Source organism: Alcanivorax sp., from assembly GCF_040119285.1.
In the GTDB taxonomy this organism is placed as follows: domain Bacteria; phylum Pseudomonadota; class Gammaproteobacteria; order Pseudomonadales; family Alcanivoracaceae; genus Alcanivorax.
In genome coordinates this window covers 278,982-304,715 of sequence record NZ_JBEDTY010000004.1, presented here as the reverse complement: position 1 = coordinate 304,715, position 25,734 = coordinate 278,982, and the positions used below count along the sequence as shown (strand labels likewise).

The 25,734-nt window shown below is 56.4% G+C and carries 30 protein-coding genes; 13 read left to right on the top strand and 17 right to left on the bottom strand.

All coding sequences use genetic code 11. The features are described from left to right. Window positions 1-90 precede the first annotated feature (90 nt). Together ABNH10_RS02385 and ABNH10_RS02380 are read left to right on the top strand one after the other, a co-directional pair. A complete protein-coding gene (locus ABNH10_RS02385; protein ID WP_349384586.1) occupies window positions 91-777 on the top strand; it encodes a GntR family transcriptional regulator in 687 nt (228 codons plus the stop codon). Between the two features lie 634 nt (window positions 778-1,411). Further along, window positions 1,412-1,618, top strand: a complete 207-nt coding sequence (locus ABNH10_RS02380; RefSeq protein ID WP_007149147.1) for a cold-shock protein — start codon at window positions 1,412-1,414, stop codon at window positions 1,616-1,618. A 254-nt stretch (window positions 1,619-1,872) separates the two neighbouring features. Here ABNH10_RS02380 and ABNH10_RS02375 read toward each other — a convergent pair whose 3' ends face one another. From ABNH10_RS02375 to ABNH10_RS02350, 7 genes are all read right to left on the bottom strand, one after another. Continuing rightward, on the bottom strand, window positions 1,873-2,076 hold the full coding sequence (locus tag ABNH10_RS02375; RefSeq protein ID WP_349384585.1) for a hypothetical protein: 204 nt from the start codon (window positions 2,074-2,076) through the stop codon (window positions 1,873-1,875). Continuing rightward, complete coding sequence (locus ABNH10_RS16235) at window positions 2,076-2,306, bottom strand: DUF4372 domain-containing protein (RefSeq protein WP_502877106.1); 231 nt, start codon at window positions 2,304-2,306, stop codon at window positions 2,076-2,078. Before ABNH10_RS16235 ends, ABNH10_RS02375 begins: the two co-directional genes overlap by 1 nt. A gap of 168 nt (window positions 2,307-2,474) precedes the next feature. Next, window positions 2,475-3,188 carry a phosphate signaling complex protein PhoU gene (phoU, locus tag ABNH10_RS02370; protein ID WP_349384584.1) on the bottom strand — a complete coding sequence of 238 codons (714 nt, stop codon included), beginning with the start codon at window positions 3,186-3,188 and terminating at the stop codon, window positions 2,475-2,477. A 24-nt stretch (window positions 3,189-3,212) separates the two neighbouring features. Next, window positions 3,213-4,106 carry a phosphate ABC transporter ATP-binding protein PstB gene (gene pstB / locus ABNH10_RS02365; RefSeq protein WP_011589953.1) on the bottom strand — a complete coding sequence of 298 codons (894 nt, stop codon included), beginning with the start codon at window positions 4,104-4,106 and terminating at the stop codon, window positions 3,213-3,215. A gap of 25 nt (window positions 4,107-4,131) precedes the next feature. Then, entirely contained in the window at window positions 4,132-5,400 is a 1,269-nt protein-coding gene (gene pstA, locus ABNH10_RS02360; protein WP_349384583.1) for a phosphate ABC transporter permease PstA, read from the bottom strand. Between the two features lie 16 nt (window positions 5,401-5,416). After that, window positions 5,417-6,805, bottom strand: coding sequence for a phosphate ABC transporter permease subunit PstC (gene pstC, locus ABNH10_RS02355; protein WP_349384582.1), 1,389 nt, complete (start codon window positions 6,803-6,805; stop codon window positions 5,417-5,419). A 140-nt stretch (window positions 6,806-6,945) separates the two neighbouring features. Continuing rightward, window positions 6,946-7,992 (bottom strand): substrate-binding domain-containing protein, encoded by a 1,047-nt coding sequence (locus ABNH10_RS02350; protein ID WP_349384681.1) that lies wholly within the window; start codon window positions 7,990-7,992, stop codon window positions 6,946-6,948. 251 nt (window positions 7,993-8,243) lie between these two features. Here ABNH10_RS02350 and ABNH10_RS02345 point away from each other — a divergent pair, with 251 nt between their 5' ends. From ABNH10_RS02345 to ABNH10_RS02325, 5 genes are all read left to right on the top strand, one after another. Continuing rightward, window positions 8,244-8,804 (top strand): TRAP transporter small permease subunit, encoded by a 561-nt coding sequence (locus tag ABNH10_RS02345; protein WP_349384581.1) that lies wholly within the window; start codon window positions 8,244-8,246, stop codon window positions 8,802-8,804. Then, complete coding sequence (locus ABNH10_RS02340; RefSeq protein ID WP_349384580.1) at window positions 8,804-10,174, top strand: TRAP transporter large permease; 1,371 nt, start codon at window positions 8,804-8,806, stop codon at window positions 10,172-10,174. The genes ABNH10_RS02345 and ABNH10_RS02340 overlap by 1 nt, the downstream gene beginning before the upstream one ends. A gap of 4 nt (window positions 10,175-10,178) precedes the next feature. Continuing rightward, window positions 10,179-10,574 (top strand): acyl-CoA thioesterase, encoded by a 396-nt coding sequence (locus tag ABNH10_RS02335; RefSeq protein ID WP_349384579.1) that lies wholly within the window; start codon window positions 10,179-10,181, stop codon window positions 10,572-10,574. Window positions 10,575-11,043: 469 nt separating this feature from the next. Beyond that, window positions 11,044-11,178, top strand: a complete 135-nt coding sequence (locus ABNH10_RS02330) for a hypothetical protein (protein ID WP_349384578.1) — start codon at window positions 11,044-11,046, stop codon at window positions 11,176-11,178. 105 nt (window positions 11,179-11,283) lie between these two features. Next, on the top strand, window positions 11,284-11,460 hold the full coding sequence (locus tag ABNH10_RS02325; protein ID WP_011587322.1) for a DUF1328 domain-containing protein: 177 nt from the start codon (window positions 11,284-11,286) through the stop codon (window positions 11,458-11,460). A 202-nt stretch (window positions 11,461-11,662) separates the two neighbouring features. On the opposite strand, the gene ABNH10_RS02320 is transcribed toward ABNH10_RS02325, so the two are convergent. The 4 genes from ABNH10_RS02320 to ABNH10_RS02305 all read right to left on the bottom strand — a co-directional run bounded on the left by ABNH10_RS02320 (window position 11,663) and on the right by ABNH10_RS02305 (window position 14,720). Then, the gene (locus ABNH10_RS02320; protein WP_349384577.1) at window positions 11,663-12,022 is read right to left on the bottom strand and encodes an NADPH-dependent FMN reductase; all 360 of its coding nucleotides are present in this window, start codon (window positions 12,020-12,022) and stop codon (window positions 11,663-11,665) included. Between the two features lie 112 nt (window positions 12,023-12,134). Continuing rightward, the gene (locus ABNH10_RS02315; RefSeq protein WP_349384576.1) at window positions 12,135-12,995 is read right to left on the bottom strand and encodes a pirin family protein; all 861 of its coding nucleotides are present in this window, start codon (window positions 12,993-12,995) and stop codon (window positions 12,135-12,137) included. Window positions 12,996-13,089: 94 nt separating this feature from the next. Further along, on the bottom strand, window positions 13,090-14,091 hold the full coding sequence (locus tag ABNH10_RS02310) for a glutathione S-transferase family protein (protein ID WP_349384575.1): 1,002 nt from the start codon (window positions 14,089-14,091) through the stop codon (window positions 13,090-13,092). A 32-nt stretch (window positions 14,092-14,123) separates the two neighbouring features. Then, window positions 14,124-14,720, bottom strand: coding sequence for an FMN-dependent NADH-azoreductase (locus ABNH10_RS02305; protein ID WP_349384574.1), 597 nt, complete (start codon window positions 14,718-14,720; stop codon window positions 14,124-14,126). Window positions 14,721-14,849: 129 nt separating this feature from the next. On the opposite strand from ABNH10_RS02305, the gene ABNH10_RS02300 reads away from it, so the two are divergent. Continuing rightward, window positions 14,850-15,749, top strand: a complete 900-nt coding sequence (locus ABNH10_RS02300; RefSeq protein ID WP_349384573.1) for a LysR family transcriptional regulator — start codon at window positions 14,850-14,852, stop codon at window positions 15,747-15,749. Window positions 15,750-15,814: 65 nt separating this feature from the next. After that, the gene (locus ABNH10_RS02295) at window positions 15,815-16,345 is read left to right on the top strand and encodes a DUF4136 domain-containing protein (protein ID WP_349384572.1); all 531 of its coding nucleotides are present in this window, start codon (window positions 15,815-15,817) and stop codon (window positions 16,343-16,345) included. Here the strand turns inward: ABNH10_RS02295 and ABNH10_RS02290 are convergent. Both ABNH10_RS02290 and ABNH10_RS02285 read right to left on the bottom strand, forming a co-directional pair. Next, window positions 16,329-17,642 (bottom strand): sensor histidine kinase, encoded by a 1,314-nt coding sequence (locus tag ABNH10_RS02290; RefSeq protein WP_349384571.1) that lies wholly within the window; start codon window positions 17,640-17,642, stop codon window positions 16,329-16,331. The two genes, ABNH10_RS02295 and ABNH10_RS02290, sit on opposite strands and share 17 nt — an antisense overlap. Beyond that, a complete protein-coding gene (locus ABNH10_RS02285) occupies window positions 17,642-18,304 on the bottom strand; it encodes a response regulator (protein WP_349384570.1) in 663 nt (220 codons plus the stop codon). Before ABNH10_RS02285 ends, ABNH10_RS02290 begins: the two co-directional genes overlap by 1 nt. A 111-nt stretch (window positions 18,305-18,415) precedes the next feature. Between ABNH10_RS02285 and ABNH10_RS02280 the strand changes: the two genes are divergently transcribed. After that, entirely contained in the window at window positions 18,416-19,225 is an 810-nt protein-coding gene (locus ABNH10_RS02280; RefSeq protein WP_349384569.1) for a prolipoprotein diacylglyceryl transferase family protein, read from the top strand. Further along, window positions 19,222-19,770, top strand: a complete 549-nt coding sequence (gene dsbG, locus ABNH10_RS02275; protein ID WP_349384568.1) for a thiol:disulfide interchange protein DsbG — start codon at window positions 19,222-19,224, stop codon at window positions 19,768-19,770. Before ABNH10_RS02280 ends, dsbG begins: the two co-directional genes overlap by 4 nt. A gap of 101 nt (window positions 19,771-19,871) precedes the next feature. On the opposite strand, the gene ABNH10_RS02270 is transcribed toward dsbG, so the two are convergent. The 3 genes from ABNH10_RS02270 to pyrR are packed head-to-tail and all read right to left on the bottom strand — an operon-like array spanning window position 19,872 to window position 22,709. Beyond that, window positions 19,872-21,164 (bottom strand): dihydroorotase, encoded by a 1,293-nt coding sequence (locus ABNH10_RS02270; RefSeq protein WP_349384567.1) that lies wholly within the window; start codon window positions 21,162-21,164, stop codon window positions 19,872-19,874. Continuing rightward, window positions 21,151-22,164: an aspartate carbamoyltransferase catalytic subunit gene (locus ABNH10_RS02265; RefSeq protein WP_011587333.1), complete on the bottom strand. Its 1,014-nt coding sequence runs from the start codon at window positions 22,162-22,164 to the stop codon at window positions 21,151-21,153. Before ABNH10_RS02265 ends, ABNH10_RS02270 begins: the two co-directional genes overlap by 14 nt. A 2-nt stretch (window positions 22,165-22,166) precedes the next feature. Beyond that, window positions 22,167-22,709, bottom strand: a complete 543-nt coding sequence (gene pyrR, locus ABNH10_RS02260; RefSeq protein ID WP_349384566.1) for a bifunctional pyr operon transcriptional regulator/uracil phosphoribosyltransferase PyrR — start codon at window positions 22,707-22,709, stop codon at window positions 22,167-22,169. A gap of 232 nt (window positions 22,710-22,941) precedes the next feature. On the opposite strand from pyrR, the gene ABNH10_RS02255 reads away from it, so the two are divergent. Together ABNH10_RS02255 and ABNH10_RS02250 are read left to right on the top strand one after the other, a co-directional pair. After that, window positions 22,942-23,538: a cytochrome b gene (locus ABNH10_RS02255; protein WP_349384565.1), complete on the top strand. Its 597-nt coding sequence runs from the start codon at window positions 22,942-22,944 to the stop codon at window positions 23,536-23,538. Window positions 23,539-23,556: 18 nt separating this feature from the next. Beyond that, window positions 23,557-24,153, top strand: a complete 597-nt coding sequence (locus ABNH10_RS02250; RefSeq protein WP_349384564.1) for a YceI family protein — start codon at window positions 23,557-23,559, stop codon at window positions 24,151-24,153. Between the two features lie 202 nt (window positions 24,154-24,355). Here ABNH10_RS02250 and ABNH10_RS02245 read toward each other — a convergent pair whose 3' ends face one another. Then, on the bottom strand, window positions 24,356-25,495 hold the full coding sequence (locus tag ABNH10_RS02245) for an acyl-CoA dehydrogenase family protein (protein WP_349384563.1): 1,140 nt from the start codon (window positions 25,493-25,495) through the stop codon (window positions 24,356-24,358). Between the last annotated feature and the right edge of the window lie 239 nt (window positions 25,496-25,734).

The following is a 25,734-nucleotide window of genomic DNA, read 5'->3' as shown; positions in this document are numbered from 1 at the left end:
CCTGAATTGTCAAACAACTCAATTAATGAGATATTAGAATCATGACGGATAATGACCGGAATTAGACAAGGCCCCAGTAAGGACCCCACCATGTCGCTACAAGCCGTGAGCCTCAGTGAACAAATCGCCCGACATCTAGGCGAACAGATCATTACTGGCGAACTCGCCCCCGGCAGCCGGCTGCCGGAAAATGATCTTGCCAAGCAACTGGATGTGAGCACCAACTCACTACGGGAAGCCTTTCGGCTCTTGGAAAAGCAGCACATAATTGAGCTTCAACCACGCAAAGGCGCACGTGTTTGTGAGGTCACCGACAAGCAGGTACGCGACCTTTACGATTTCCTGTTTATGCTACTGTCAGGGCTGGCCGGGCAGGCCGCCGCCCGTTGGCAACCCGGCGATATCGAAGATTTAGTGGACATGCTGCCACAGCTTGAGCAGCACTTTATGAATAACGATATGCGCTCTGCACATAAGCTGGCTTTCCATTTTGTGGAAATCGCCACCGTGCGCTTCGCCCATAACCGCTATTTGGCCAGCAACATTCTGAACCTCATCCCCCTCCTTAAACGCTATTCCTTTATCGCTCTGCAGGAAGATATCTCGGAATTCGATGTATCACTCCAGATTTTCAAGCGTCTGCAAGTCAATGTCGTCAGCCGCAACGTGGCCGATGCTGAAGCGGATATCCGCGAATACGGCGAGAATCAGTGTCAGATCGTCTTGCGAGCCATTGCCGAACGCAGCGCGGCGGGTAAAGGAAGAGTTGCGAGTTAAAGTTCAAAGGGGCAGCAAGGCGTCATTATAGGCAGACCTGCCAGTAGCCTTGCAGTGTGAATACTACTGTAATCCTCCCATTTTCATCCTTGCCCGGAAGGCGCCGCTCCCATAGCGGTATCGGGCCGTTCATTATTGTATTGCCAGCCACTGGGAAAGGCCCTACCACCGTTCCGGTCGGCACACTGAATAAGAACAGCTTACCGATATGCCAACCGCCCCGATAAATCAAGGCTGCCGCTGCAAGGGAGGCGTCGCGACGAATAGGCGCTTTTGTGGTCGGGCGTAATCAAGCCAACTCGGTTAGCCCAAGGTGCCCTCTCTTGATCTGTCCAGCCAGAACATAAGCCCCCGTATTTGCTCGGTGGGCGGAATTCGCGAGCGCCCACATCACCGCGTGAATAGAAAAATCATCGTAAATTACCCCCTCTAGCTAGCCGCCTGAGGCGATTTAGCTGTACACGGAAAGATAATCCCGGTATCTTTGGTCCCAGCTAAAAGATCGTACTTGAATCACGCACTTCATTTCGTTGTTTTCTCTGTATAACTCGTCCTGCAGTTCCGAAGTCCAAGTCCCCGTTTTTCAGCTACTTACGCCCTTGAGGCGAAACTTCATTTTTTCAGGAATAGTGTTATGTCTACAGTTAAAGGCACCGTTAAGTGGTTCAACGAAGCAAAAGGTTTTGGTTTCCTAGAGCAGGAAAACGGCCCGGACGTTTTCGCCCACTTTAGCGCCATCACCGGTTCCGGTTTCAAAACCCTGGCTGAAGGCCAAGCGGTTGAGTTCACCGTAACCCAAGGCCCTAAAGGCCCGCAGGCTGAGAACATCGTCGCTCTATAAGCGATTGTTCCAGTTAAAGGCGGCCTCGTGGCCGCTGCTGCCCTACTGCTGGCAGCCTAAAAAAAAGCGAACCTGTTTAGGGTTCGCTTTTTTTGTGTCAGTCCGGCATTGAATGAAGGATGTTCGAAGGCTGCAATCAAACGAATTTGATTATCGCGCGCAAATACTTTCCTGGACAGCCAACCTAACGGCAAGAGAACCTTCATGCCCAGCCAGATTTGGCTGAGAACAGCATTGTTATGGGGAAGCAAAATTCACGCCCCCACCGTGGCATTCTCATCTCCCTGATCCAGGCCGACAGACTCAGACATATGGGTGCCGTGATTCAGCCCCACGTTCAGCTTTACGCTGGGGGGATCAGAACGGTGAGCCGCCTGGGCTACAACTTGAACGCCCCGTCGATGGCGCTGGCACCCAGCGGCTGTCTCCTGCACTGATAGCACCACTTGTACAGACACTATAAAGCTCTGCGAACTGGTCCTGGTTGGGGCAGCCAAGGGGGCGGGTAAGTAATGGGCTTGGCACCAAGGTGATAGAGCTTGTGCTTGAGACTTTCCAGTCTCGACTGAATATCGCGCAGGCGTTGTCTGCCCGCATATCTGCTTATCCGCATGTCGATGAACAGATCCCCGCGACTTCCGCCTAAGCATCTGCCTCGAATGGTGATCTCGGGCAAGGCACTACACATCATGTTTTGAGAGGGGCTTGAGCAGCGGGTGGCACGTAGGGTGACGATGGAAAAACCTGAACCTTCCTGATTACAACATTTCTTCGCAGAATGGTTGTAACCTGCTCAGTTCAGGCTTTCTCATTTGCCCCTAAGCTACGGGGCAGCCGTGTTCTTATCGGCGTTTTCTTATTGCTTCAACTTCTCTTCAATTTCATCGATGCTGATGTGGCGCACATCCTTGCCTTTTACCAGATAGATAACCTGCTCGCCGATATTACGGGCATGGTCACCAATCCGTTCCAGGGCACGCAGAGACCAAATGATGTTGAGTACCCGGGTGATAGAGCGAGGATCTTCCATCATGAACGTCACTAGAGAACGCATGGCACTGGCGTACTCCATGTCCACTTCATTATCTTCCGCCGCCACGGTAAGAGCTTTATGGGCGTCAAAGCGGGCAAAGGCATCCAGGGCATCGCGCAACATATTGCGCACATGGTTACCGATATGCCGCACTTCCACGTAGCCGCGAGGCGACTCCCCCTCTTCAGCCAGCTGTAGTCCCATACGGGCAATTTTGGCCGACTCGTCACCAATACGCTCCAGATCAGACACTGCTTTGGACACGGCAATGATTAAACGCAGATCCGAGGCCGCCGGCTGACGCAAAGCCAGCACCTTGGTGCATTCCTCGTCGATGAGGATTTCCAGCTTATCGACCTTGTTTTCGGTTTCTATGACTTTTTCCGCCAGGCCCGAGTCTGCCTGCAACAATGCTTGCAGCGCATCCACCACCTGCTTTTCCACCAACCCCCCCATTTCCATCAGGTGGTTACGGATAGATTCCAGCGCGGCGTTAAACTGGGTCGAGCTATGCTCGCCAAAATGCATACGGTCCATTCTCTTGTTCTCCTTACCCGCACGTTAACCGAAGCGGCCAGTGATATAAGCTTCCGTCAGATCGTGCTCGGGCTTGGTGAACACGGTCTCGGTATCATTCATTTCCACCAGACGCCCTAAATGGAAATAGGCGGTACGGCTGGAGACCCGCGCGGCCTGCTGCATGGAGTGAGTCACGATAGCGATGGTGTAAGATTCACTCAGCTCGCTGATCAACTCTTCGATTTTGGCGGTGGCAATTGGATCCAGTGCTGAACAGGGCTCATCCATCAGCACCACTTCCGGGCTCACGGCAATGGTGCGGGCAATACACAGACGTTGCTGCTGACCACCAGACAAACCCGTGCCCGGTGCGTGCAAACGATCTTTCACTTCCTCCCACAGCCCGGCTTTGCGCAGGCTGGTTTCCACAATTTCATCCAGGTCATATTTCTTGTTAGCCAGGCCGTGTATGCGCGGGCCATAGGCCACGTTGTCATAGATGGACTTAGGGAACGGGTTAGGCTTTTGGAACACCATACCCACCCGAGCGCGCAACTCCACCACATCCAGTTTAGGATCATAAAGATCCTGACTTTCCAGATGCAGGCTGCCTTTCACCTTACAAATATCGATGGTGTCGTTCATGCGATTCAGGCAACGCAGAAAGGTAGATTTGCCACAGCCGGAAGGGCCAATCAGCGACACCACTTCATTCTTTCCGATATCCAGGCTAACACCGTGAATCGCCTGGTTATCATCGTAGAATACCTCCACATCGCGCAGGCGCATTTTCGGATCATCCACAAAAGGATTACCCACGGTCTGATCTGGATAGGGGGTGTCTTGTGTCATCGTTACCTGCTCATTAATGGCCTTGTCTCTGGCCGCATCATTGGTGTCCAGAGCCGGTTTGTCCAGTTGCTGTGCGGTTTCCATTACTCGGTTCCTCTTTATCCGTCTGTTACCAGCGCCGCTCAAGGCGCTTGCGCAGAATCACCGCCAAGGTGTTCATGGTAATCAGGAAAGCCAGTAGCACCATGATGGCGGCGGACGCCAGGGCTTCGAAAGATTGTTCCGGGCTGTCTGCCCAAAGGTAAATTTGCACCGGCAATACTGTTGCGGCATCCAACGGGTCAGCGGGCAGATCTACGATAAAGGCCACCATGCCAATCATCAGCAGCGGTGCTGTTTCACCCAGTGCCTGCGCCATGCCGATGATGGCGCCGGTAAGCATGCCGGGGAGCGCTAGCGGCAACACATGGTGCAACACCACCTGCATCTTCGACGCGCCCAGCCCCATGGCGGCCTGACGAATACTGGGCGGCACCGCCTTGATCGCCGCACGGCTGGAAATGATCACCGTGGGCAGCGTCATCAGGGTTAATACGATGCCCCCTACCAACGGCACTGACCGGGGTAAGCCAAACAAGCCTATTATCACCGCCAAGCCCAACAGGCCGAAGATGATCGACGGCACGGCGGCCAGGTTGTTGATATTCACTTCAATGAAATCAGTGAAGCGGTTCTTTGGCGCAAACTCTTCCAAATAGACAGCTGCCGCGACACCAATGGGAAAACTCAGCAGCACCGTCACAATCATGGTAAACAAGGAACCCAGAATGGCGCCCAAAATACCGGCTTGCTCCGGTTCACGGGAGTCGCCGTAACTGAAAAGCGACCGGTTGAAGACCATACGGGTTTCGCCGGACGCTTCCAGCTCCGCTACCCATGCCTGCTGCTTGTCATTAAGACGGCTGTCTTCGCGTTGCTCTTCGTTCGCCTTGAGAAACAAATCCACATCATCGTCGGCCAATAGCCATAGGGTTCGTGTCTCTCCCAACAGGGCCGGCTCTTCGCGAAGCATATCGCGCAGAGCATAACCAGCCCCGGTGCTCATCAGCTGGTTAAGTGAGCGAACGTCCAAGCGTGACTCCACGCCAGGGAACCGCTCTGCCAGAGCGTCACGAATGACCCCTTGGTAATTACCGTAGTTAAGCTGCTCCGCATCACGGGGGTCACTGACATCCAGCACCTCCGCATCGAAGGTAATCGGCAACTGAATTTCATATTCAACGAAGGCACTGTGGCCCTTGCCGATGATGTCAGTGAACAACAGCAGCAAGGCCATCAAACCAATGCCGATGGAGGCCATGCCATAGGCTTTGAAGCGTTTCTCTGCCCGGTAGCGTCGGGCCAGCGTCTTACGCACTTTTTCTGTGGTTTTGCTCATAACTTTTCTCCCGACGCTAGTCGTACTGCTCGCGGTATTTCTTCACGATGTGCAGCGCAAAGATATTCATAACCAGGGTTGTGATGAACAACATCAGGCCTAGGGCAAACGCCGCCAGGGTTTTGGCACTGTCGAACTCCTGGTCACCCGTCAGCAACGTAACGATCTGCACGGTAATAGTAGTGACCGCTTCCAGTGGGTTGGCAGTAAGGTTAGCGGCCAAGCCGGCGGCCATGACCACAATCATGGTTTCACCAATCGCCCGGGACGCGGCTAGCAAAATGCCCCCCATAATCCCCGGTAATGCTGCCGGAAAAATCACTTTCTTGATGGTTTCGCTTTTGGTTGCACCCAAGCCCAAGGAGCCATCGCGCATGGACTGGGGCACCGCAGTAATCACGTCATCGGCAAGCGATGAGACAAACGGAATAATCATCACGCCCATCACCAAGCCTGCGGCCAGGGCCGACTCTGACGCCACATCCAACCCCACGGCCTCGCCCATGCCGCGAATAAATGGAGCCACTGTCAGCGCAGCAAAAAAACCGTAAACCACCGTGGGCACCCCGGCCAGCACCTCCAGTGCCGGCTTGGCCACCGTGCGCACTCGCTTGCTGGCGTACTCCGATAGGTAAATAGCGGACATCAACCCCACTGGAACCGCCACCAATAAGGCAATCGCAGAGATCAACATGGTGCCCATGAACAAGGGCACCGCACCAAAAGCGCCGCCAGAGGCAACCTGGTCAGCCCGCAGGGCAGTCTGTGGACTCCACTGCAAGCCGAACAAGAAATCGGTCACCGGCACCTTCCCGAAGAATCGGATCGATTCGAACAGCACCGACATAACGATGCCCACGGTGGTAAGGATCGCTACCGTGGCACACAGCATGAACAGCGTCTGCAGTACGCGCTCCACCTGCTGACGGGCGCGCAATTGCGGCGATACTTTCAGCCAGGCCCAGGTGCCGCCCAACATACACAGCACAATAATAACCACGGTCAGCGCCATGGCGCTGGTCTGGCGTAATGACTGCAGATGCTCCGCCGCTGCGGCAATCGGCGGCTCCACGAAATTAGTCGGTAGCGCACCGCTGGCCACATTCTGAATTTTGCTAAGCGTCAGGTTATAGCTGGAGGCATCCGTCGGTTGCAGCTCCACCGGCAAGCTGCCCAACACTTGCTGGCGGATGATGCTGTCATCAAAGGCCAGCCACAGCCCCAGCACGATTAAGGCGGGAAGCGCGCACCACATAGCCGAACGCATGGCGAAGTAAAACGGCAATGAGTGCAGGTGGCGAATGCCGCCCAGCGGGCGGGCCAGCGCAAAGGAGCGGCGAAGCCCCAAGTAGTAAGCGCCGGCCACCATCACTACCAGCAGCAACAGCAGGTTTCCGGTTTGCATGTATCACTCCGATCGGATTTGCTCAACCAAGATCACCGCGGCAATCTTGGTGGAACAAACACACCTTTTCAGGGGCGAAAAAGCCCGGCGGCAAACACCACCGGGCCAAAAGCATCCATGCTTTCTTATTATTTCCTTGCTTACAGCTCGTTGCCGGTCATGGGCTTCAGGCTACGCGCCTGTTTGGCCATGGACTTGCGCAGATCATCAGCCAGCGGAATCAGGCCTTTCTCGCCCAGGTATCCCTGGTCACCCCAGGCTTTCTCGCTGGTGAACTCTCTCACGTAACCCTCGATACCCGGCACCACACCCACGTGCGCTTTCTTCACGTAGAAGTACAAGGAGCGAGATACCGGGTATTCGCCGGAACCGATCGCTTCGAAAGTGGGCTCAACACCGCCGATATTGGCTGCCTGCACCACACCACGGTTCTGATCCAGGAAGGAGTAACCGAACACACCGAAGGCATCCGGATTCTTTTCCAACTTCTGCACGATCAGGTTGTCGTTTTCACCGGCTTCAACATAGACACCGTCCTCACGCACACTGCGGCAAATCGCCTTGTACTTGGACTTATCTTCACCCTTAATGGCTTTTAGCCATGGGAAGGTTTTACAGCCGCCTTCGATGGCCAGTTCGTTGAACGCATCACGAGTACCGGAAGTCGGCGGCGGGCCTAGCACTTCGATCTTCACGTTCGGCAGAGCTGGGTTAATCTCTTTCCAGGTTTTGTAAGGGTTAGCAACCAGCTCTTCCCCCCCTTTCGGGTTCGGCACATCCTTGGCCAGGGCCAGGAAAACGTCACGCAGGGACAGATCAATGTGCTTACCTTTCACCGAGTTGGCAATCACGATGCCGTCATAACCTACCTTCACCTCGGTGATGTCTTTCACGCCGTTGCTCTGGCACAGCTCAAACTCGGATTTCTTCATCCGACGAGAAGCATTGGTGATGTCCGGATGCTGAGTACCGACGCCCTGGCAGAACAGCTTCATGCCGCCGCCGGAACCGGTGGATTCAATTTTTGGGGTGGCGTTGCCGGTACGCCCAAAACGTTCGGCCACTACGGTGGCGAACGGGTATACCGTGGAAGAGCCCACGATGGAAATGGTGTCACGAGCCATCGCGGTGCCCGGCGCGCAGGCCATGGCCAGAGTTGCAGCGGCACCTGCCAGTGTTGCTTTCATTTTAACGTTCACAATAAGCCTCCTAGTTTTGGCACCGGCGCTTGCTGGACGTATCCACCCCGGTTTGTTTTGCGCGTGTTGCAAGCCAGTTCATGTTTCAGCACAGCGCATGCTAGAGAGAGTTTGTGACAGCCACATTACACTGAGATCAGATTCAGGCTACAGATGCCCTAGCCTAATCCGCACCCCGAATGCGTGCTGCCTGTGGCGTTTTCCGTATAATGTCCGTTTTCAGCTATCCTCTGACAATAATGACAAAACAGAGCCTACAGAACGTCCAGCAATGGCTGGCCGCTTTTACCACCGCCATCGGCCGTGGCAGCGCTTGGCTGGCGTTGCTGCTGGTGCTGGGCATGGTATTGGTCGTCGTTCTGCGCTATGGATTCGAAATCGGCAACATTGCCCTGCAGGAATCCCTGACCTATCTGCACGGCAGCCTTTTTATGCTAGCCATCGCCTACACCTTGGCTGAAGACGAACATGTCCGGGTGGATGTGCTCTACCAGCGTTTTAGCCCCCGCGGGCGGGCTTGGGTGAACCTGCTAGGCACCCTGTTTCTGCTACTCCCCCTATGCGTAGCGATTTTCTGGTTATCTCTGGATTATGTAGCCAACAGCTGGCGCGAACAGGAGGGGTCCGCCAACGGCGGCCTACCCTTTGTCTATCTGCTCAAAAGCCTGTTGCTAGTGCTGCCCGCATTGCTGAGTGTGCAGGCATTGGCTGAACTACTACGCCATGGGCTAACGCTGCTTGGCGCCCCCCTCCCCCCGCGCACTGCCGAACATGAAGAACACCCGGAGGAGGGCCTGTGATGGAATGGCTTCCCTTATCCATGTTCGTGGCCGTCTGCCTGGTATTGCTTACCGGCTACCCGGTGGCTTTTGCCCTGGGCGGCACCGCGCTGCTGTTTGCCGCCGGCGGCATCCTTACCGGCACCTTTTCTCCTTCCGACCTGAGTTTTGTGCCCAACCGACTGTTCGGGGTCATCGAAAACAGCACCCTGATGGCGGTACCCCTCTTCGTATTCATGGGCGTGATGCTGGAGAAATCCCGGGTGGCGGAAAAGTTGCTATCCAGCATGGGCCAACTATTCGGCCCACTCCCTGGCGGCATGGGGCTGGCGATTATCCTGGTGGGCGCCCTGCTCGCCGCCAGCACCGGCATTGTCGGCGCCACCGTGGTCACCATGGGCCTGCTCTCGCTGCCCACCATGCTTCGTCAGGGCTATCAACCACAGTTATCTACCGGGCTGATCTGCGCCACCGGCACCCTCGGGCAGATTATCCCCCCCTCCATAGCCCTGGTATTACTGGGTGATGTGCTGGCTAACGCCTATCAGGACACCCAGCTCAAGCAGGGCCTGTGGTCGCTGGATACCGTGTCGGTGGGCGATTTATTTGTCGGCGCCCTGATTCCCGGGCTGATTTTAGTAGGGCTGTACCTGTTCTATGTGGTGGCAATCAGCCTGTTAAAACCCCAATGGGCTCCCGCCTTTGCGCCCGCCGACGGTGAACGCCGTAGCTGGCGGGCCCTGCTTGGCGGCCTGATCCCGCCGCTACTGTTGATCGCCGCGGTGCTGGGCTCCATTCTCACCGGCAAGGCCACCCCCACGGAAGCCGCCGGCGTCGGCGCCTTTGGTGCCCTGCTGCTGGGGGCAGCCAATCGACACCTGAACAGAACCATCCTTGGCGAGGTGGTCCGTGCCACCAGCCGAGTCACCGCCATGGTGTTCATGATCCTGATCGGTGCCAGCCTGTTTTCACTGGTGTTCCGGGGCTTTGGCGGCGAGGAAGCGGTGCATAATCTGTTTGCCGCCATGCCCGGTGGAGTGATCGGTGCCACCGTCATGGTGATGCTGCTGATTTTCCTGCTCGGCTTCATTCTCGACTTTATCGAGATCACCTTTGTGGTAGTGCCGATTGTCGCCCCGGTGCTACTGGGCATGGGCCTGGACCCCATCTGGCTTGGCGTAATGATTGCATTGAACTTGCAAACTTCGTTTCTGACCCCACCCTTCGGATTCGCGCTGTTTTATCTACGCGGGGTGGCGCCGGCAGAGGTTAAAACCACGCACATTTATCAGGGCGTGATACCCTTTATCTTTATACAATTAATCATGCTGGGCATTCTGGCGCTGTTCCCTGAACTCGCCACCTGGCTGCCTCATGCGCTCTACGGATAATAAAATGACAGACCACACTGACGACATGCCCCAGCCAATTGGCACCCTTGCCATCCAAACCATTGCCATGCCACAAAGCGCCAACTGGAATGGGGATATTTTCGGCGGCTGGCTGGTCTCCCAGATGGACCTGGCCGGTGCCGTCACCGCCCGCAAAAAAGCCCGTGGCCGTGTGGCCACCGTAGCCATTGATTCCATGGCGTTCCTGCGACCGGTCCCCGTGGGCGCCGTTGTCAGCTGCTACACCCAGCTGCAGGACATCGGCCGCAGCTCCATGCAGATTTTGGTGGAAGTATGGATTCGCGAAGATTCCGGCACCTTGTCGAAAGTTACTGAAGGGCACTTCACCTTCGTGGCCATCGATGACACCGGCCGCACCCGCGTGGTACCGCAAAACTAATCTGGATTCCTGCCTCAAGCCTCAAGCGACGCTGCTGCGCAAAAACAGTGCAGCAACTGCCCCCTGGAGCGTAACGACGAAGCGCGGGCCGATGAATGGGTCTGTCGTGATATTGGTCTGGTTTACAGCGGCGCCAGCGCGGGCGTCATGGCCGCCATTGCCAATACAATAATGCCTCAGGGTAGCAAGGTCCTCGGGATAATCCCCCAAATACTGATACGCGGGGTGGCCGACAATGATCGCCCCGCCAAGTACAGATCGTCGATTTCATGCACCATGCACAAACGCAAAGTGGCCAGGGGGAGGCTTTATCGTTCTTCCCGGCGACATGAGCGCCCTGGAAGAAATTTTTTAAATTCTCATTTGGGCCCAACAGGGCTTTCATTAAACGCCTTGCGCCCTGCTTAACGTGACTGCCTATTACGACGTCCTTCAACGTTTTCTGCAACACAGTGTGACGGAAGCTTTCTTGAAAACGGACCACCACCAGCGCCTGCAAATCCATAGCAATACGGCCATGCTGTTGGATCGTTTAATGATGCCTCACCCACGCCTGCGGATAAGTGGCTTGACCGAGAACCCCAGCGGTGACAATGGAATGTGAAAGAAGATCAAATAGTCGAGTGGTTCCAATCCATTTCAAAGCCGAGTACGTTATGGTGCGTCAGTAAAGTAACACTACACATCAACCATGGATGAGGTATCAATTATGCTCGGATGGGCTCTGACATTTCTTGTCGTGGCAATTATTGCCGGCGTACTCGGTTTTGGCGGTATCGCCTCCGGCGCGGCATCCATTGCCAAAATTATTTTCTTTATTTTTCTGGCGCTGCTGGTCATTAGTTTGGTGGTCAATGCACTGAAAGGGCGCGGACCAAAAGTGTGACGACGCCATGCCCGAAGGCAGCGGCCTTGCCGCTCCCTTGGGGCCCTGAACTGAAGCGTTCAGCCAAACCGTTTAACGACCTTCTAAAGACACCCCAGCTTGTACGGAACGTTTCGATCATACAGGCACGGTTACGATAAACGCTGATGCCACTGCTGGAGCGCGACAAGCTGTTTCGCTACCCTCTCGCGAGACGCCTGATCTACCAAATCACCCTGCTCATCACACTTTCATGGGCAGCGGATAAAAACACTTCCGGCTTATTCAAGGGATGCATATCCAGAAACACCAGCACCTGGCGCAAGTGATACTGGCTGCGGCGGGTCTCCATGCCGCCCATGGAAGCTCCCATGATCGCCACCGGCTTGCGCGAGAAAATACTGCCGGGCACACGAGACAACCACTCGGCAGCGTTTTTCAACACACCGGGAAGGGAATCGTTGTATTCAGGCGCCGCCAATAACAAAGCATCTGCTTGGGTAATGTGTTCCGCCAGCGCGCCCACAACCACTGGCCGGCAATCGCCAGAACGTTCATGCTGTATTCCTTTCTCTGTATCCACGGTTGAAATTAAACAGAATCTACTACGTGGTTACTATCCATATTTCTCTCCAGTGACAGGGAGGTGAAGGGGTAGAGGGCGGTCGAGTTTGCGCGCCCTTAAAGCACAACAGTTATAATAAAGACGGTTCCGCTGTCAGGGTTCCATCGCGATAATCCCGCAGAGCCTGGTTAATTTCGTCCTGAGTGTTCATCACAAAGGGGCCATATTGCGCTATTGGCTCCCCCAGCGGCTTACCCGCCAGCAACAGCAAACGTGCTCCCCTTTTCTGCGCTACCAGCGTCACCCTGTCACCGTCGGTGAAGGTTGCCAGGTGGTGGGTGTCCACGGCATCTCCAGCCACCTCAACACGGCCTTCGAAAAGATACAGGAAAGCGTTATGGCCTTGCGTCAATGGCACCGCCAGGGTCTCGCCGGGACGCAGCACCACATCCAGATATAACGGATCCGCCTGGCCACCTTTGACCGGAGCAGAAAGCCTCTGCCCTGCAATAGTCACTTCACCGGCAAGCGCTTTGACCTGCCCACCACTGGCCAGATCCAACCGCGGCATCTCGGTATCGGCAATATCGCGATACTTTGCCGGCTTCATTTTTTCCGCCGCCGGCAGGTTGATCCACAGTTGAAAACCGCGCAGCGAACCGTTTTTCTGTTGCGGCATTTCTTCATGAATAATGCCGCGGCCGGCGGTCATCCACTGCACGCCACCTTGCTTGAGATCACCTTCGTTACCCAGGTGGTCTCGGTGACGCATATGGCCTTCCACCAGATAGGTCACTGTTTCAAAACCCCGATGCGGGTGCGGTGGAAAGCCGGCGATATAATCGTCGGGATTGTCGGAAGAAAACGCATCCAGCATCAGGAACGGATCCAGACGCACGGAAGGGTTATAACCCAGCGCCCGCTTCAACCGAACGCCGGCACCATCGGATGTATCCATTGCACGAAGCGTATTGAGGATGGTGCGTTCCATAACAACCTCCTTTGAGAAACAGCCATGAGCCACTAATCTCTAGCTGCCATGTTAAGAGAAGACCTTCTTGATTTTTACAAGCCGTACCTCACGGCTAGTCGCTGATCTTTCTTTCACCTAACCGCTCGCGGCCATGTGGTGAGTTCCAATCCAGTTGCGGGCCGATGGCGATAATTGCGTGGGGATTCACGGTCGGGTGGCTGCAAAAATAGTGGTGCCGGATATGTTCCATGTTCACCGTTTCAGCCACTGCCGGGAGCTGATAAATCTCTTTCAGAAAACCCTGTAGATTCAGGTAATCGCTGATCCGTTGCCGGTCGCACTTGAAGTGCGTGACATACACCGGATCAAAGCGAACCAATGTGGTCCATAGACGGATATCCGCTTCCGTTAAGGTATTGCCCACCAGGTAACGCTGTTTGCCCAACCGTTCTTCCAATACATCGAGTCGCTTAAACAAAGTCACCACGGCATCGTCATAGGCTTCCTGGCTGGTGGCGAAACCGGCCTTGTACACGCCATTGTTAACGTCGTCATAGACGCTATCGTTAATCGTATCGATATCTGCCTGCAACGCTTCAGGATAGTAATTGCCCGGTGTTGCGCCCAGCTCATCAAAGCCGCTGTTAAGTATGCGGATAATGTCGGCGGATTCATTGTTAACGATGGTTTCGTGTTTCGTATCCCAGAGCACCGGCACCGTCACCCGGCCGCTGTAGTTATCATCGGCCTTCAGGTACAACTCATACAACTTACTAAAACCATACAGTGGATCACCGGTGGCACCGTTAAAATCATCGCGCAGTTCCCAACCGTTCTCTAGCATGTGCGGATGTACTACCGACACCCCGATATGATCCTGCAAACCTTTCAGGGCACGCATAAGCAGAGCACGATGGGCCCACGGGCAGGCATAGGAAACATAAAGATGGTAGCGACCGCTTTGTGCCTGAAAACCACCGTCGCCACTGGGGCCGGCACGGCCATCGGCTGTGACCCAATTACGAAACTGACTCTGCGAACGCTTGAAACGCCCACCCGTATTTTTCGTGTCGTACCATTTATCTTGCCATTTACCGTCTACTAACAGTCCCATGATCGTCTCTCCTTACGGATATTCGTCTTACTTCAATCGCTTGCCTGCAACTCAGAAAGCGCTGCATCCAACGCTTTCTCTTTGACGTCGTCGCCCATGTTCAGCCCTTCCGCGAATATAAACTCCACCTCGGTGATGCCGATAAAACCAAAGAACAACTTGATATACGGCGTCACCGTATCGTTGTTGGTCCCGGCATAAATACCGCCTCGGGCGGCCAGCACCGTTACTGGCTTGTTCTCCAGCAAGCCCTGCGGGCCATGTTCGGTATAACGAAAGGAGATGCCGGCACGGGCTACGTGATCAATCCAGCTTTTCAACTGGCTGGGGATGCCGAAGTTGTACATGGGCAGGCCCAGCACAATGTGATCTGCCGCCTTGATTTCATCAATCAAGGCCAGGGAAAAGGCGTCCACCGCTTGCTGCTCGACGCTGCGCTGCTCCGCCGGAGTGAAAAAAGCGCCCACGCGCTCACCGTCCAGATGAGGAATGGGATCCGTAGACAGATCCCGCACCACCACCGTGGCCTGCGGGTGCTCCGCTTTCAATGCATCCACTTGCGCATTGACCAGCGCGGAGGAGTTACCGTTATCACCAAAGACGCTGCTTTTAATCACTAAAATGTTCATAACCCCAACTCCTTTTATTGTGCTGTCGACCCCGGCGGGCGACAGGATTATTTCGATGAACCTATCGTGCCCTCAATAAATACGATATAAAACGGGATCAAGCTGCACACTTAGTTCAGGAATTTAGATATGTCAGCCAAAATTACACTGGATCAGTGGCAAGCACTGCTCGCCGTTGTGGATGAAGGAGGCTATGCCAACGCCGCCGAGGCCCTGGACAAGAGCCAGTCGGCGATCAGTTATGCGGTGCAGAAAATAGAAACCGAGCTGGGAGTGCGTGCCTTCACTCTGGAAGGGCGACGCGCCAAGCTCACTGAAACCGGGCAAATGCTGTACCGCCAGGCCAAAGTGCTGGTGGAGGAAGCTAATCGCCTGGAAAGCGCTGCCATCCAGCTTAGTCAGGGTTGGGAGCCGCTGGTACGGGTGGCGGCCGATGGCCTCTTTCCCCAGCATTGCATGCTCTCCGCGCTGGACACTTTTGCTCAGCACAGCCCGCTGACTCGGGTGGAATACAGTGAGACCATTCTGTCCGGGTCTGATGAAGCACTGCTGCGCAAGGAAGCCGACGTGGTCGTGGGCGGGCGCGTACCACCGGGCTTTTTCGGCGACCCCTTGATGCGGGTACGTTTTCTGGCAGTGGCCGCTGCCGATCATCCATTGGCCCAGGCCAAGCAGCTGACCCACGAAGATCTTCGCCACCACCGCCAGATCGTGGTTCGTGATTCCGGCAGCCGGCGTATTGATTCCGGTTGGCTCGGCGCAGAACAACGCTGGACCGTGTCGCACGCCTCCACTCGCATTGCGGCAATTCGTCGTGGCTTGGGCTTTGCCTGGGTGCCAGAGGCCGAAATCGGCGACGGCCTGGAGACTGGCGTCCTGAAGATCCTCGCCCTGGACGAAGGGATAGAGCGCATGATGGAACTGTACCTAATTTATGCCGATGGCCAATATGCCGGGCAGGCGGCCCGCTATCTGGGGGAACGGATTCGCGATGCCGCTGCCATACCTTGTCCGGGGGTGACCGTTTAGGCTCGCTCACCCACTAATGACGCGCAAAGCGTAGAATAGTGCCCCCCCAACGTGAGGAAATTGCCATGCGACGTCTACCGATACCGGGATTCCTGGTGCTGGCCTCGGCCCTGTTGCTCAGTGCCTGCGTCAGCCCGGTTGTGATCGACAGCCAGCCTGACGCAAATCTTGCCCAATACCGCACCTACACCTTTGTGTCCCAAGATGAAGACAAACCCCGTGAACTGGATGATCAGCGCGCCCAAGCTGCGCTGGAAAAAGCACTGACGGCCGAGGGAATGACGGTGGCAGCCGCAACAGACCAGCCGGATGTGCAAGTAAAGCACTTCTTCAAACGTGAGCAGCGCTTCGATGGCTCCACCGTCCAGTTCGGGTTCGGCTTTACCCGTAACCACGTAGGCCTGGGGGCCTCCACCCCTACAGAGGGCGAGATCAGCGAAGAGTACAAGCTGGTAGTGCAGTTGATTGACCCGCAAAGTCGCGATGTAGTGTGGCAGGCAACCAGCCGCGACGAGCTACACGACGAAATGAGCAGCGAACGTCGCAATGCGCATATCCAACAAGCCGTGGAGGACATGTTCAAGCGGTATCCGTAAGCGGCCAACTCAAACTCGCGCAAAGTCCTCCACCAGCGCGGTTCTCCAGGGTAAGCTGCCCACCACTGCGGGCCATCACGGTGGCAGCAATAGCCAACCCCAGGCCAGTTTGGCCCCGGTCCCCCCGGTGGCCCCGCGCGCAAAGGTCCGCTGGATTGTCGGTTATTCCCGGGCCCTGGTCCTCCACATGGATATGCAGATCACTCGCATCCGTCACCACACGGATCCATACCTTCTTGCCCTCCGGCGTATAACGCAACGCATTCTCCAGCAGATTGCGTAATGCCAAGGTGGCCAGAGACGCCGCTGCCAATGTCATTCCGGCACACGCTTGGTCATCACGCTGCACGGCTAACCGCTGAGGGTGCCCGGCCAGCTGGGCCACACTCTCATCAATCACTTGTCTCACCGGGCGCGGCCGACTCTGTGGTAGTCCGTCCAGGCGGGCCAGTGACAGCAACTGCTGCAGGTTATCCGCCATCCTCGAGCTGGCATTTTCCGCCGCCGTTAACGCTGCCATGGCGGGCTCTTCCGGACCCAGTTTCAAGCGGGCCACTTGCAGCTGGGTTTTTAGTGCCGCCAGAGGCGTACGCAACTCATGGGCAAGATCATCCGTCAACCGGCGCTCACGCAACAACGCCTGCCGGGCCTGGTCGGCCCAACCATCCAGCGCCGCCACCAACGGCACCAGCTCGGTTATCCCGGCCGCACTGCGGGCCCCGGATTCCGCTTGTACCGGGCGTGCCTCAAACTCCTTCCGCACGGCATCCAGAGGCGCCAAACCTCGGCTCACGGCCCAGCGCACCGCCAACCAGGCACCCAACAGTGCCAACAACAAGCCCACCAGCAACGCCCAGGCCAGGGTCGACAACAGCGATTCACGCACCGCCATGGGCTCCGCTGTCGCCACCCGTATTTGCCCTTCGCTGACGGTATACACACGCCAGCGTTCCCCCTCCAGGGATCGTTCCTTAAAGCCGTCCTCAGCACTGGCAAGGTGCGCCGTTGGGGCTCCACCGGAGCGTGCCAGAATCTCGCCCCGCACATTCATCACTTGGCAAAACAACCCGCTATTCACCGCGGCCTGCAGCCCTAGGTTACCGGATAACACCGGAGCACTGGCATTGGCATTGGCCATGGAGGCGACCATACGTGCCGACGCTGCCAGACGCTGATCCAGCGCCGTCCCCAAGTGCTGCTTGACGGTATTGTGTAACCACAATGCCAACAGCAACCAGACACTCAACAAGCTGAGCGCCACCAGCCACAGCACCCGGGAACGCAGTGAACGCGCCATCACAATGGCGCGCCTAACCGGTAACCGCCACCGCGTACAGTTTCCACAATGCTGCTGCCCAATTTGCGGCGCAGGTTATGGATATGCACCGCCAAAGCATTGCTTTCCACGCCGTCCACCCAGCCGTAAACCCGATCTGCCAACTGGTCCGCCGTGAGTAACCGGCCCCGGCTTTGCAGCAAGGCAAGCAACAACGCCATTTCCCGTCGTTGCAGTTCCACTGGCTGATCCGCCAGCCAAACCTGTTGCCGGAACGGATCTACCCGTACCCGGCCATGTTCAATCAATGGATTGGCCTGGCCCCGGCTACGCCGCAACAGGACTTGCAAGCGCGCCGCCAGCTCGCCCAAATCAAACGGCTTAATCAAATAATCATCGGCACCGCGCTGCAAACCCTCAATGCGGTCTTGCACGGCGTCCCGGGCGGTGAGGATCAATACCGGCGCCGTCAGCCCAGCCTCGCGCCACTGGCAAAGGGCCTCACCACCCTCTTGATCCGGCAGTCCCAGATCCAGCACCAACGCATCAAAATCCACACTTTTCCAGGCGGCCAGGCCATCCCGCGCAAGCGTCACCCAGGCTACGGTAAACCCCATCGCCTGCAGACCGGCCTGAATACCGTCGCCCAATAAAGCATCATCTTCGATCAACAAAATATGCATGCCGCTCTGACCCGGTTAGGCTGCTCAAGTTGCAAACCAGTGTACGTTTTTCCAGTTAACCCACGGTTAATGGGGCCGGGGCACACTGGTGACTTCCTGATTGGAGATACCGTGGACACAGTCATTATTGGCCCACTGGCCCTACCGGCAGGCACCTTCGTGGTCCTGAGCGGATTCCTCGCCGCCACTTTGGCCAGCCTGTGGTGGCAACGACGCGGCCAACACATCGAAGCAACACTTTGGCTGATTGCGGTTACCGCCGTGTTTGGCGCCCGCCTGGCATTTGTATTGCGCTATCACAACCAATATGAATCCTGGCTGGCTATGCTCGATATCCGTGACGGAGGCTGGTGGTGGCCCGGTGTACTACTGGCCCTGCCGGTGCTGGCCGTTAGCCTGTTCCAGCACACCCGCGTTCGGGCTGCGCTGTTATCCACCTGTACAGCCGCCCTACTCACCATGACGTTGACGCTTGCTGCTCTGCAGGCGCTGTCGCCAACACCCAGCCCGCTACCTGACGTCACGCTGTATAACCTGCAGGGGGAGACCGCCACACTAAAATCGGCAGCTAACGGGGTAACTCTGGTAAATCTGTGGGCGACCTGGTGCCCACCGTGCCGACGGGAGATGCCGGTGCTTGCGGCTGCACAACAACGTTACCCAAATGTCCGCTTCATTCTCGTCAATCAGGGAGAGAATCCGACTCAGGTGCGCCAGTATCTCACCGAAGAGCAGCTGCATTTTGAATACCTGCTACTGGACCCGCATACCGATTTGGGCCGCTATGCAGGCAACCGTGGACTACCACTGACCCTGCTGTTCGACAATAAGGGACAAGAAGTGGCGCGCCATTTTGGCCCCCTGTCCGACGCCAGCCTGCACCACTTTCTCAGCCATAACCTATCCGGAGACGCCCCATGAGCAAAACCATTGTCCTGCTGCTAACCTTGCTGGCTCCTCTCATTAGCCAAGCCGAAGCGACTTCTATGGACAGCCTGATGGCCAAGCTGGAGGCCAGCAGCTGGGTGGCGGAAGGTGCGCAGGAGCCACAGCGGGTCGCCTATCTATTCACGGATATGGCCTGCCCCTACTGCGCTCGATTATGGGAAAACATGCAGCCGATGATTAACGACGCCGATAATGTGCTGCAGGTCCGTCATATCATCGTCGGGCTGATCAACCCTAAACGCAGCTTCACGCAAGGCGCTGCAGTGCTGGCGGCTCCAGATCCGAGCGCCGCATTGGCAGAACACGAAGAGTATTACGACGACGGCGGCATTCGACCGCTGGCGCGAGTACCTGATGTCATTCGCAGCCAGATTCAAAGCAACACAGGGCTGATGATCGGGCTCGGCCTGCAAGGCACACCGGCACTGATTTTCCAAGACAAGGAAGGGCGCTGGCGCGTGGCGCCAGGGGTGATCGGCGAAGCCGACCTAAGGCAGGAAGTGTTTCAGCTACATTAAATTAAAAGCGAAACGTTCAACGTTGAAACGCGAACAAGGCGCAAAACGAGAGGCAAGGCTCCCGCTCGCGCTTTTTTAACGTTCAATTTTGAACGGGCAGCTCAATCCGATAACCAGCTTACTTTGCCCTGACATACCGTCAACTTCACGGTGCCCTTGAGCTGAGCATAGCGCCAAGGAGAATTGTTGCCGGCGGATAACCAATCTTCGCGGAGATCTTTTGCCGCCGTGGGGTCGAGAACACATAGGCTCGCCGGGCGGCCGGCTTCCAGCTGGCCGGCCTGAATACCCAGGCAGCGAGCGGGAGCGGCGGTGACGGCATCCAGCGCGCGCAACAAGTCCAGCTTGCCCTCATCCACCAGTTGCAGCACCAACGACAGCAGCACATCCAACCCGGCCATACCCGGCTTGGTGGCTGGGAAGGGGGCTGCCTTGCTGGAGGAACCAATGGGTGTGTGCTGAGAGCAGATAGCATCGATGGTGCCATCGGCCACCGCTTCCAGCAGTGCTTGCCGGTCCTCGGCACTGCGCAGCGGCGGGATCACGTGACAATGGCTGTTGAAACCTTCCAGCGCCGATTCATCCAGCAACAAGTGCTGAATACTCACATCTGCGGTCACCGGCAGGCCTCGTCGTTTGGCGGCCCTCAGCAGGCGCAAAGAGTCGCGACTGGAGATCTGCTGGAAATGTGCCCGCACTCCGGTGGCCTCCACCAACAACAGGTCGCGTGACAGGTCCACGCTTTCCGCCACGGCGGGAATGCCGGGAAGGCCGAGGCGGGTGGCCACCGGCCCTTCGTGTGCACAACCGCCGGCGCTGAGCGCCGAATCCTGCGGCCGGAACATCACTGGCAAATCAAAGGTCGCCGCGTATTCCAAACTGCGCTTGAGTACCAGCGCATTGGCCACCTTGCCACCGGCATTGCCCACTGCAATACAGCCGGCCCGGGCCAAGGTAGACATTTCTGCCAGTTGCTCGCCCAGCAGGCCCTGAGTCATGGCGGCGATGGGCATGATACGGGCAAACCCGGCCTGCCCGGCCTGTTCGCGGATCAATCGAACCACGGCGGTGGAATCCACCGGCCCACAATCAGGCTGGGCGGCCAAATGGGTAATGCCCCCCGCCGCCGCGGCACGGGTTTCACTGGCAATATCGCCGGTGCGACCACTGCCGGGCAGAGACAAATGCACGCAGGCATCCACTAGCCCCGGCAATACCCAGAGGCCATCGGCCTGGATAATATCGGCACCTGGTGCATCCAGGCTGGCACCGATGCGGGTCAAGCGACCGTTTTCGATCAGCAGGTCGGCCACGTCGTCGCGGCCACTGGCCGGATCAATCACCCGGCCTTTGCGGATCAGGATGTGGGCGCGTTTACGGTTAGCGCTGGCCATGGGCACCTCCCGCTGCGGACATGTCGCTATCCTGACCACTGATGGCCATGGACATGACCGCCATACGCACGGCGATGCCGAACGTGACCTGGTTGAGAATCACTGATCGAGGGCCATCCGCCACTTCCGACGCGATTTCCACGCCCCGGTTAATAGGCCCGGGGTGCATCACGATGGCGTCCTCTTTAGCAAATAGCAGCTTGTCGTTGTTAAGCCCGTAGAGCCGAAAAAACTCAGCTTCACTGGGCAGCAAGGCGGAATCCATACGCTCTTTTTGCAGACGCAGCATGATTACCACATCCACGTCTTTTAGGCCCTGAGCCATGTCGGTGAACACGGTTGCGCCGAGGGCTTCTGCATCTACCGGAAGTAATGTCTTCGGGCCGATCAGGCGTACTTCATCGGCGCCAAGAATATTCAATGCATGGACCTGGGAGCGGGCCACACGGGAATGGAGAATGTCACCAACGATGGCCACTTTCAGGCCCTCGAAGCCGCCCTTGTAGTGGCGAATGGTATACATGTCGAGCATCGCCTGAGTGGGGTGCGCATGGCGTCCGTCACCGGCATTGATCACCGCTACGTTGGGGGTTACTTCATTGGCGATGAAGAAAGGCGCTCCGGAATCCTGATGGCGCACCACGAACATGTCCGCCGCCATGGCTTCCAAATTACGCAGGGTATCGAGCAGGGTTTCGCCCTTGCTGGTGGCCGATTTGGCGATGTCCAGGTTGAGCACGTCTGCACTCAGCCGCTGGGCCGCCAGCTCAAAAGTGCTGCGAGTGCGGGTACTGGATTCGAAGAACAGGTTCACCACGGTTTTGCCGCGTAACAGGGGGACCTTCTTGATCGCCCGGCCGCCCACATCCACAAAGCTTGCCGCAGTATCGAGAATATCTTCCAACAGGGAACGAGGCAGATGTTCAGTGGTGAGAAAATGACGGAGCTTACCGCTGTCGGTAAGTTGTACTCGGGAGGATGGCGCAAGCGTTGGCGTCATTCTTATGACCTTGTCTCAGTATCGTCCTCAACCACCAGATTGCGAATCTCGGCAATCAACGGAGAGGGGCCGTGTAATTCTATCCGCTGATGAGGGGGTAATGCCAAAGTTTCCCCACAAATATCAGCGCCAATCGGTAGTTCCCGACGGCCGATGTCGAACAATACCACCAGGGTGATGGACGCCGGGCGGCCAAAATCGAATAACTCGTTCATGGCCGCACGGATGGTGCGTCCGGTCATTAGCACATCATCCACCAGCAAAATGTGCTGGCCGTCCACATCGAACGGCAGCTTGGAGGGCGTTACCTTGGGCTTAAGACCGCGGGTATCAAAGTCGTCCCGATAAAAGGCCGGGTTCAGGGAGCCCAGCGGTAACGCTGTCGGCAAACGCGCATTCAGCGCCTGAGCCACCCAAGCGCCGCCGGACTCAATACCCACCAGCAACGGCGACTTGTCGCCAAAGCGCTCATTGACGGCCCCCGCCATGGCATCCAGGTGTGTCTGCAATTTTTGCTCATCCCAGCTCAAGGCCCCTCCTCCCATAATTCATAAGGCATATCCAAAGCGTAAGAGTAGCAGAAGGTCGAGGCGCTGAGGCAATCAACAGAACAGTTGATCAAATCGTTCAGTTTTTTGCTCTGTGTCCCGGCCCGCAATGACGACAAGCTAGCCGCATACACATAACGGCTGTAAGTTATGTCTATGCCAGAACCTGACGCGCTGTGCAGGTTCTGAACAAAAAGGGGTGGCTCGGCAACACCGGAAGGGAACCGTCATGAAACTGCGCAACGACTCGCAACGCTTTGGCGCTATTGCCCTGCTATTCCACTGGCTGGTGGCATTGGCGGTGATCGGCCTGTTTGCGCTGGGGTTTTATATGGTGGATTTAGGTTACTACGACCCTTGGTACCGCAAGGGGCCAGACCTGCATCGTAGCGTCGGCATTCTGCTGTTTATCATCATGACCCTTCGTCTGAGCTGGCGGTTTATCTCGCCACCGCCGGCGCCGCTTGCGTCCCACAAACCTTGGGAAAAATTCAGCGCCCACCTTACCCACTGGGCTCTCTATATTCTGCTGTTTGTAGCCATGATGAGTGGCTACCTGATCAGCAGCGCCGATGGCTCTTACGTTGCGGTCTTTAATTGGTTTTCCGTACCCTCGGTCAGCGGCCAGCAAACTGGCCTGGAGGAGACCGCCGGGCTGATTCATTACTGGGCTACGTGGGCTGTGGTCGGGCTGGCCAGTTTGCATGCGCTGGCCGCCATCAAACATCACCTTTTTGATCGCGATGATACATTGCGACGCATCATTGGCTTGGCGCCACGCGCCAACCCGCATACCCCTCCACCTCCCACACACAACCCTTTTTAATCATCCAAACGGAGCTTGATGCTTATGTTGACGTTATTAAAAAAAATCGCCGTTCCCACCTTGGCACTGCTGCTTAGCAGTATGGCGCTTGCCGATCAGCCCGGCGGCACCTACAAGTTCGATACCAAGGGCACACACCAGTTTGTCATGTTCAAGATTTCCCACCTGGGTTACAGCTGGTTGTACGGGCAATTCAATGATTTTACCGGCGAGTTCACTGCGGATGCTGAGAACCCGGAAAACAGCCAGGTAAACGCCACCATCCAGACCGCCAGTGTGGACTCCAACCACGCCGAGCGAGACAAGCACCTGCGCGGTGATGATTTCCTAGACGTGAAAAAATTTCCCACCGCCACGTTTAAAAGCACAAGCATTGAAAAAACCGGCGAGAAAACCGCCAAAATCACAGGGGACTTCACCCTGCATGGCGTAACCAAGCCTGTGACTCTCGACGCTAAAATGATCGGCTACGGCGATGATCCCTGGGGCGGCTACCGCATGGGCCTGGAAGCCAGCACCACGCTAACATTGGCAGACTTCGGCATCACCAAAAACCTGGGCCCAGCATCTGAAACCGTGGAGATTATTATTTCCGTGGAAGGGATCAAGCAGTAAGTCTGCCATCGATTTTATGGCATGGCAGAGATTGCCTTTGGCCGTCCCTGCCATGGATAATTGGATTACCGGACATTTAAATATAAGCCTTGGGAGCCTCTGAAACTCCATATGTGTTCAGCGTAAGCCTGAAGTGCCCACATAAAGAACCATAAAAAACGCGGCCATAGCCGCGTTTTTTATGGAACAAGAGGAGAAGAGATTACCGCCCGATGATATCCCGGGAGATGATTTCTTTCATGATTTCACTGGTACCGCCATAGATACGCTGGATACGGGCGTCCACGTAGTCGCGAGAGATGGGGTATTCCTGCATGTAGCCGTAGCCACCGAACAGCTGCAGACATTTGTCGGCTACCACGCCTTGCAGCTCGGTGCCGGTGAGCTTGGCAATGGAGGCATTGGTGGCGGTAAGTTCTCGGCGATCATACTGTTCGATACACTGCTCACAGTAGGCACGGTTGATCACCACCTGGGCGTGTAAGTCCGCCAGCACGAAACGGGTATTCTGCAGGCTGGAAATAGGCTTGCCAAACGCCATGCGCTCCTTGGTGTATTCGATGGTACGCTCAATCATGCCTTCACAGGCGGCGATAGCCCCCAGCGCCAAAATCAGGCGCTCGCGGGGTAGCTCGTTCATCAGGTTGGCGAAGCCTTTGCCTTCACCACCGAGAATCTGGTCCGCGCCGACTTTCACGTTTTCGAAAAACAGCTCAGAGGTGTCCGCCGCGTGGAGGCCCATTTTCTCCAGGTTGCGGCCACGGGCAAAGCCGTCCAGAGTGCAATCCACGGTGAACAACGTCATGCCTTTGGAGCCAGCGTTGGGGTCGGTCTTTGTGGCAAGCACGATCACGTCGCAATGCTGACCGTTGGTAATAAAGGTTTTTTGGCCATTGATGCTATAGCCATCGCCATCCTTGTCGGCACGGGCTTTCAAGCCTTGCAGGTCGGAACCGGCGCCGGGCTCGGTCATGCCGATGGCCCCCACGGCTTCACCGGTAACCATTTTCGGCAACCAGGTTTTTTTCTGTTCTTCATTGCCCAGGTGCAGAATGTAGGGAGCGACGATGTCGGAATGCACAGAAATGTTGGAGGCCAAGGAACTGAAGCCAGCGCGAGAGGCTTCCTCTACGATCACCGCTGACAGGCGGAAGTTGGCGCCAAAGCCGCCGTATTCCTCCGGTACGTCCACACACAATAAGCCGTTTTCGCCCATTTTATTCCACAGTTCACGTGGGAATATCTCGGCTTTTTCCCACTGGCTGTAATGAGGGGCCACTTCGTTTTCGAGGAATTTTTTTACGTTATCGCGAAACAGTTCGATTTCGTTCTTATCAAGCATGTTGGCTAGTCCTTGGAAACCTGTTTTGGGGTCTATTCACAACCGCACCGGCGTCAATTTTTGGTTAGCCCACGGGGGGCGATTGTGCGGTGTCGTTATTCTACATGATCAGGCGCGATTGCGAGCTGACGGAAAAAAGACCAGGGGAACCGTTGAAAAGCCCCTTTCTGGCGGGCTCGGACTCTATACCCCATTCGGCCAGCATAGGGGCCACCTGAGCCAGAAAAACCCAAAGGGCA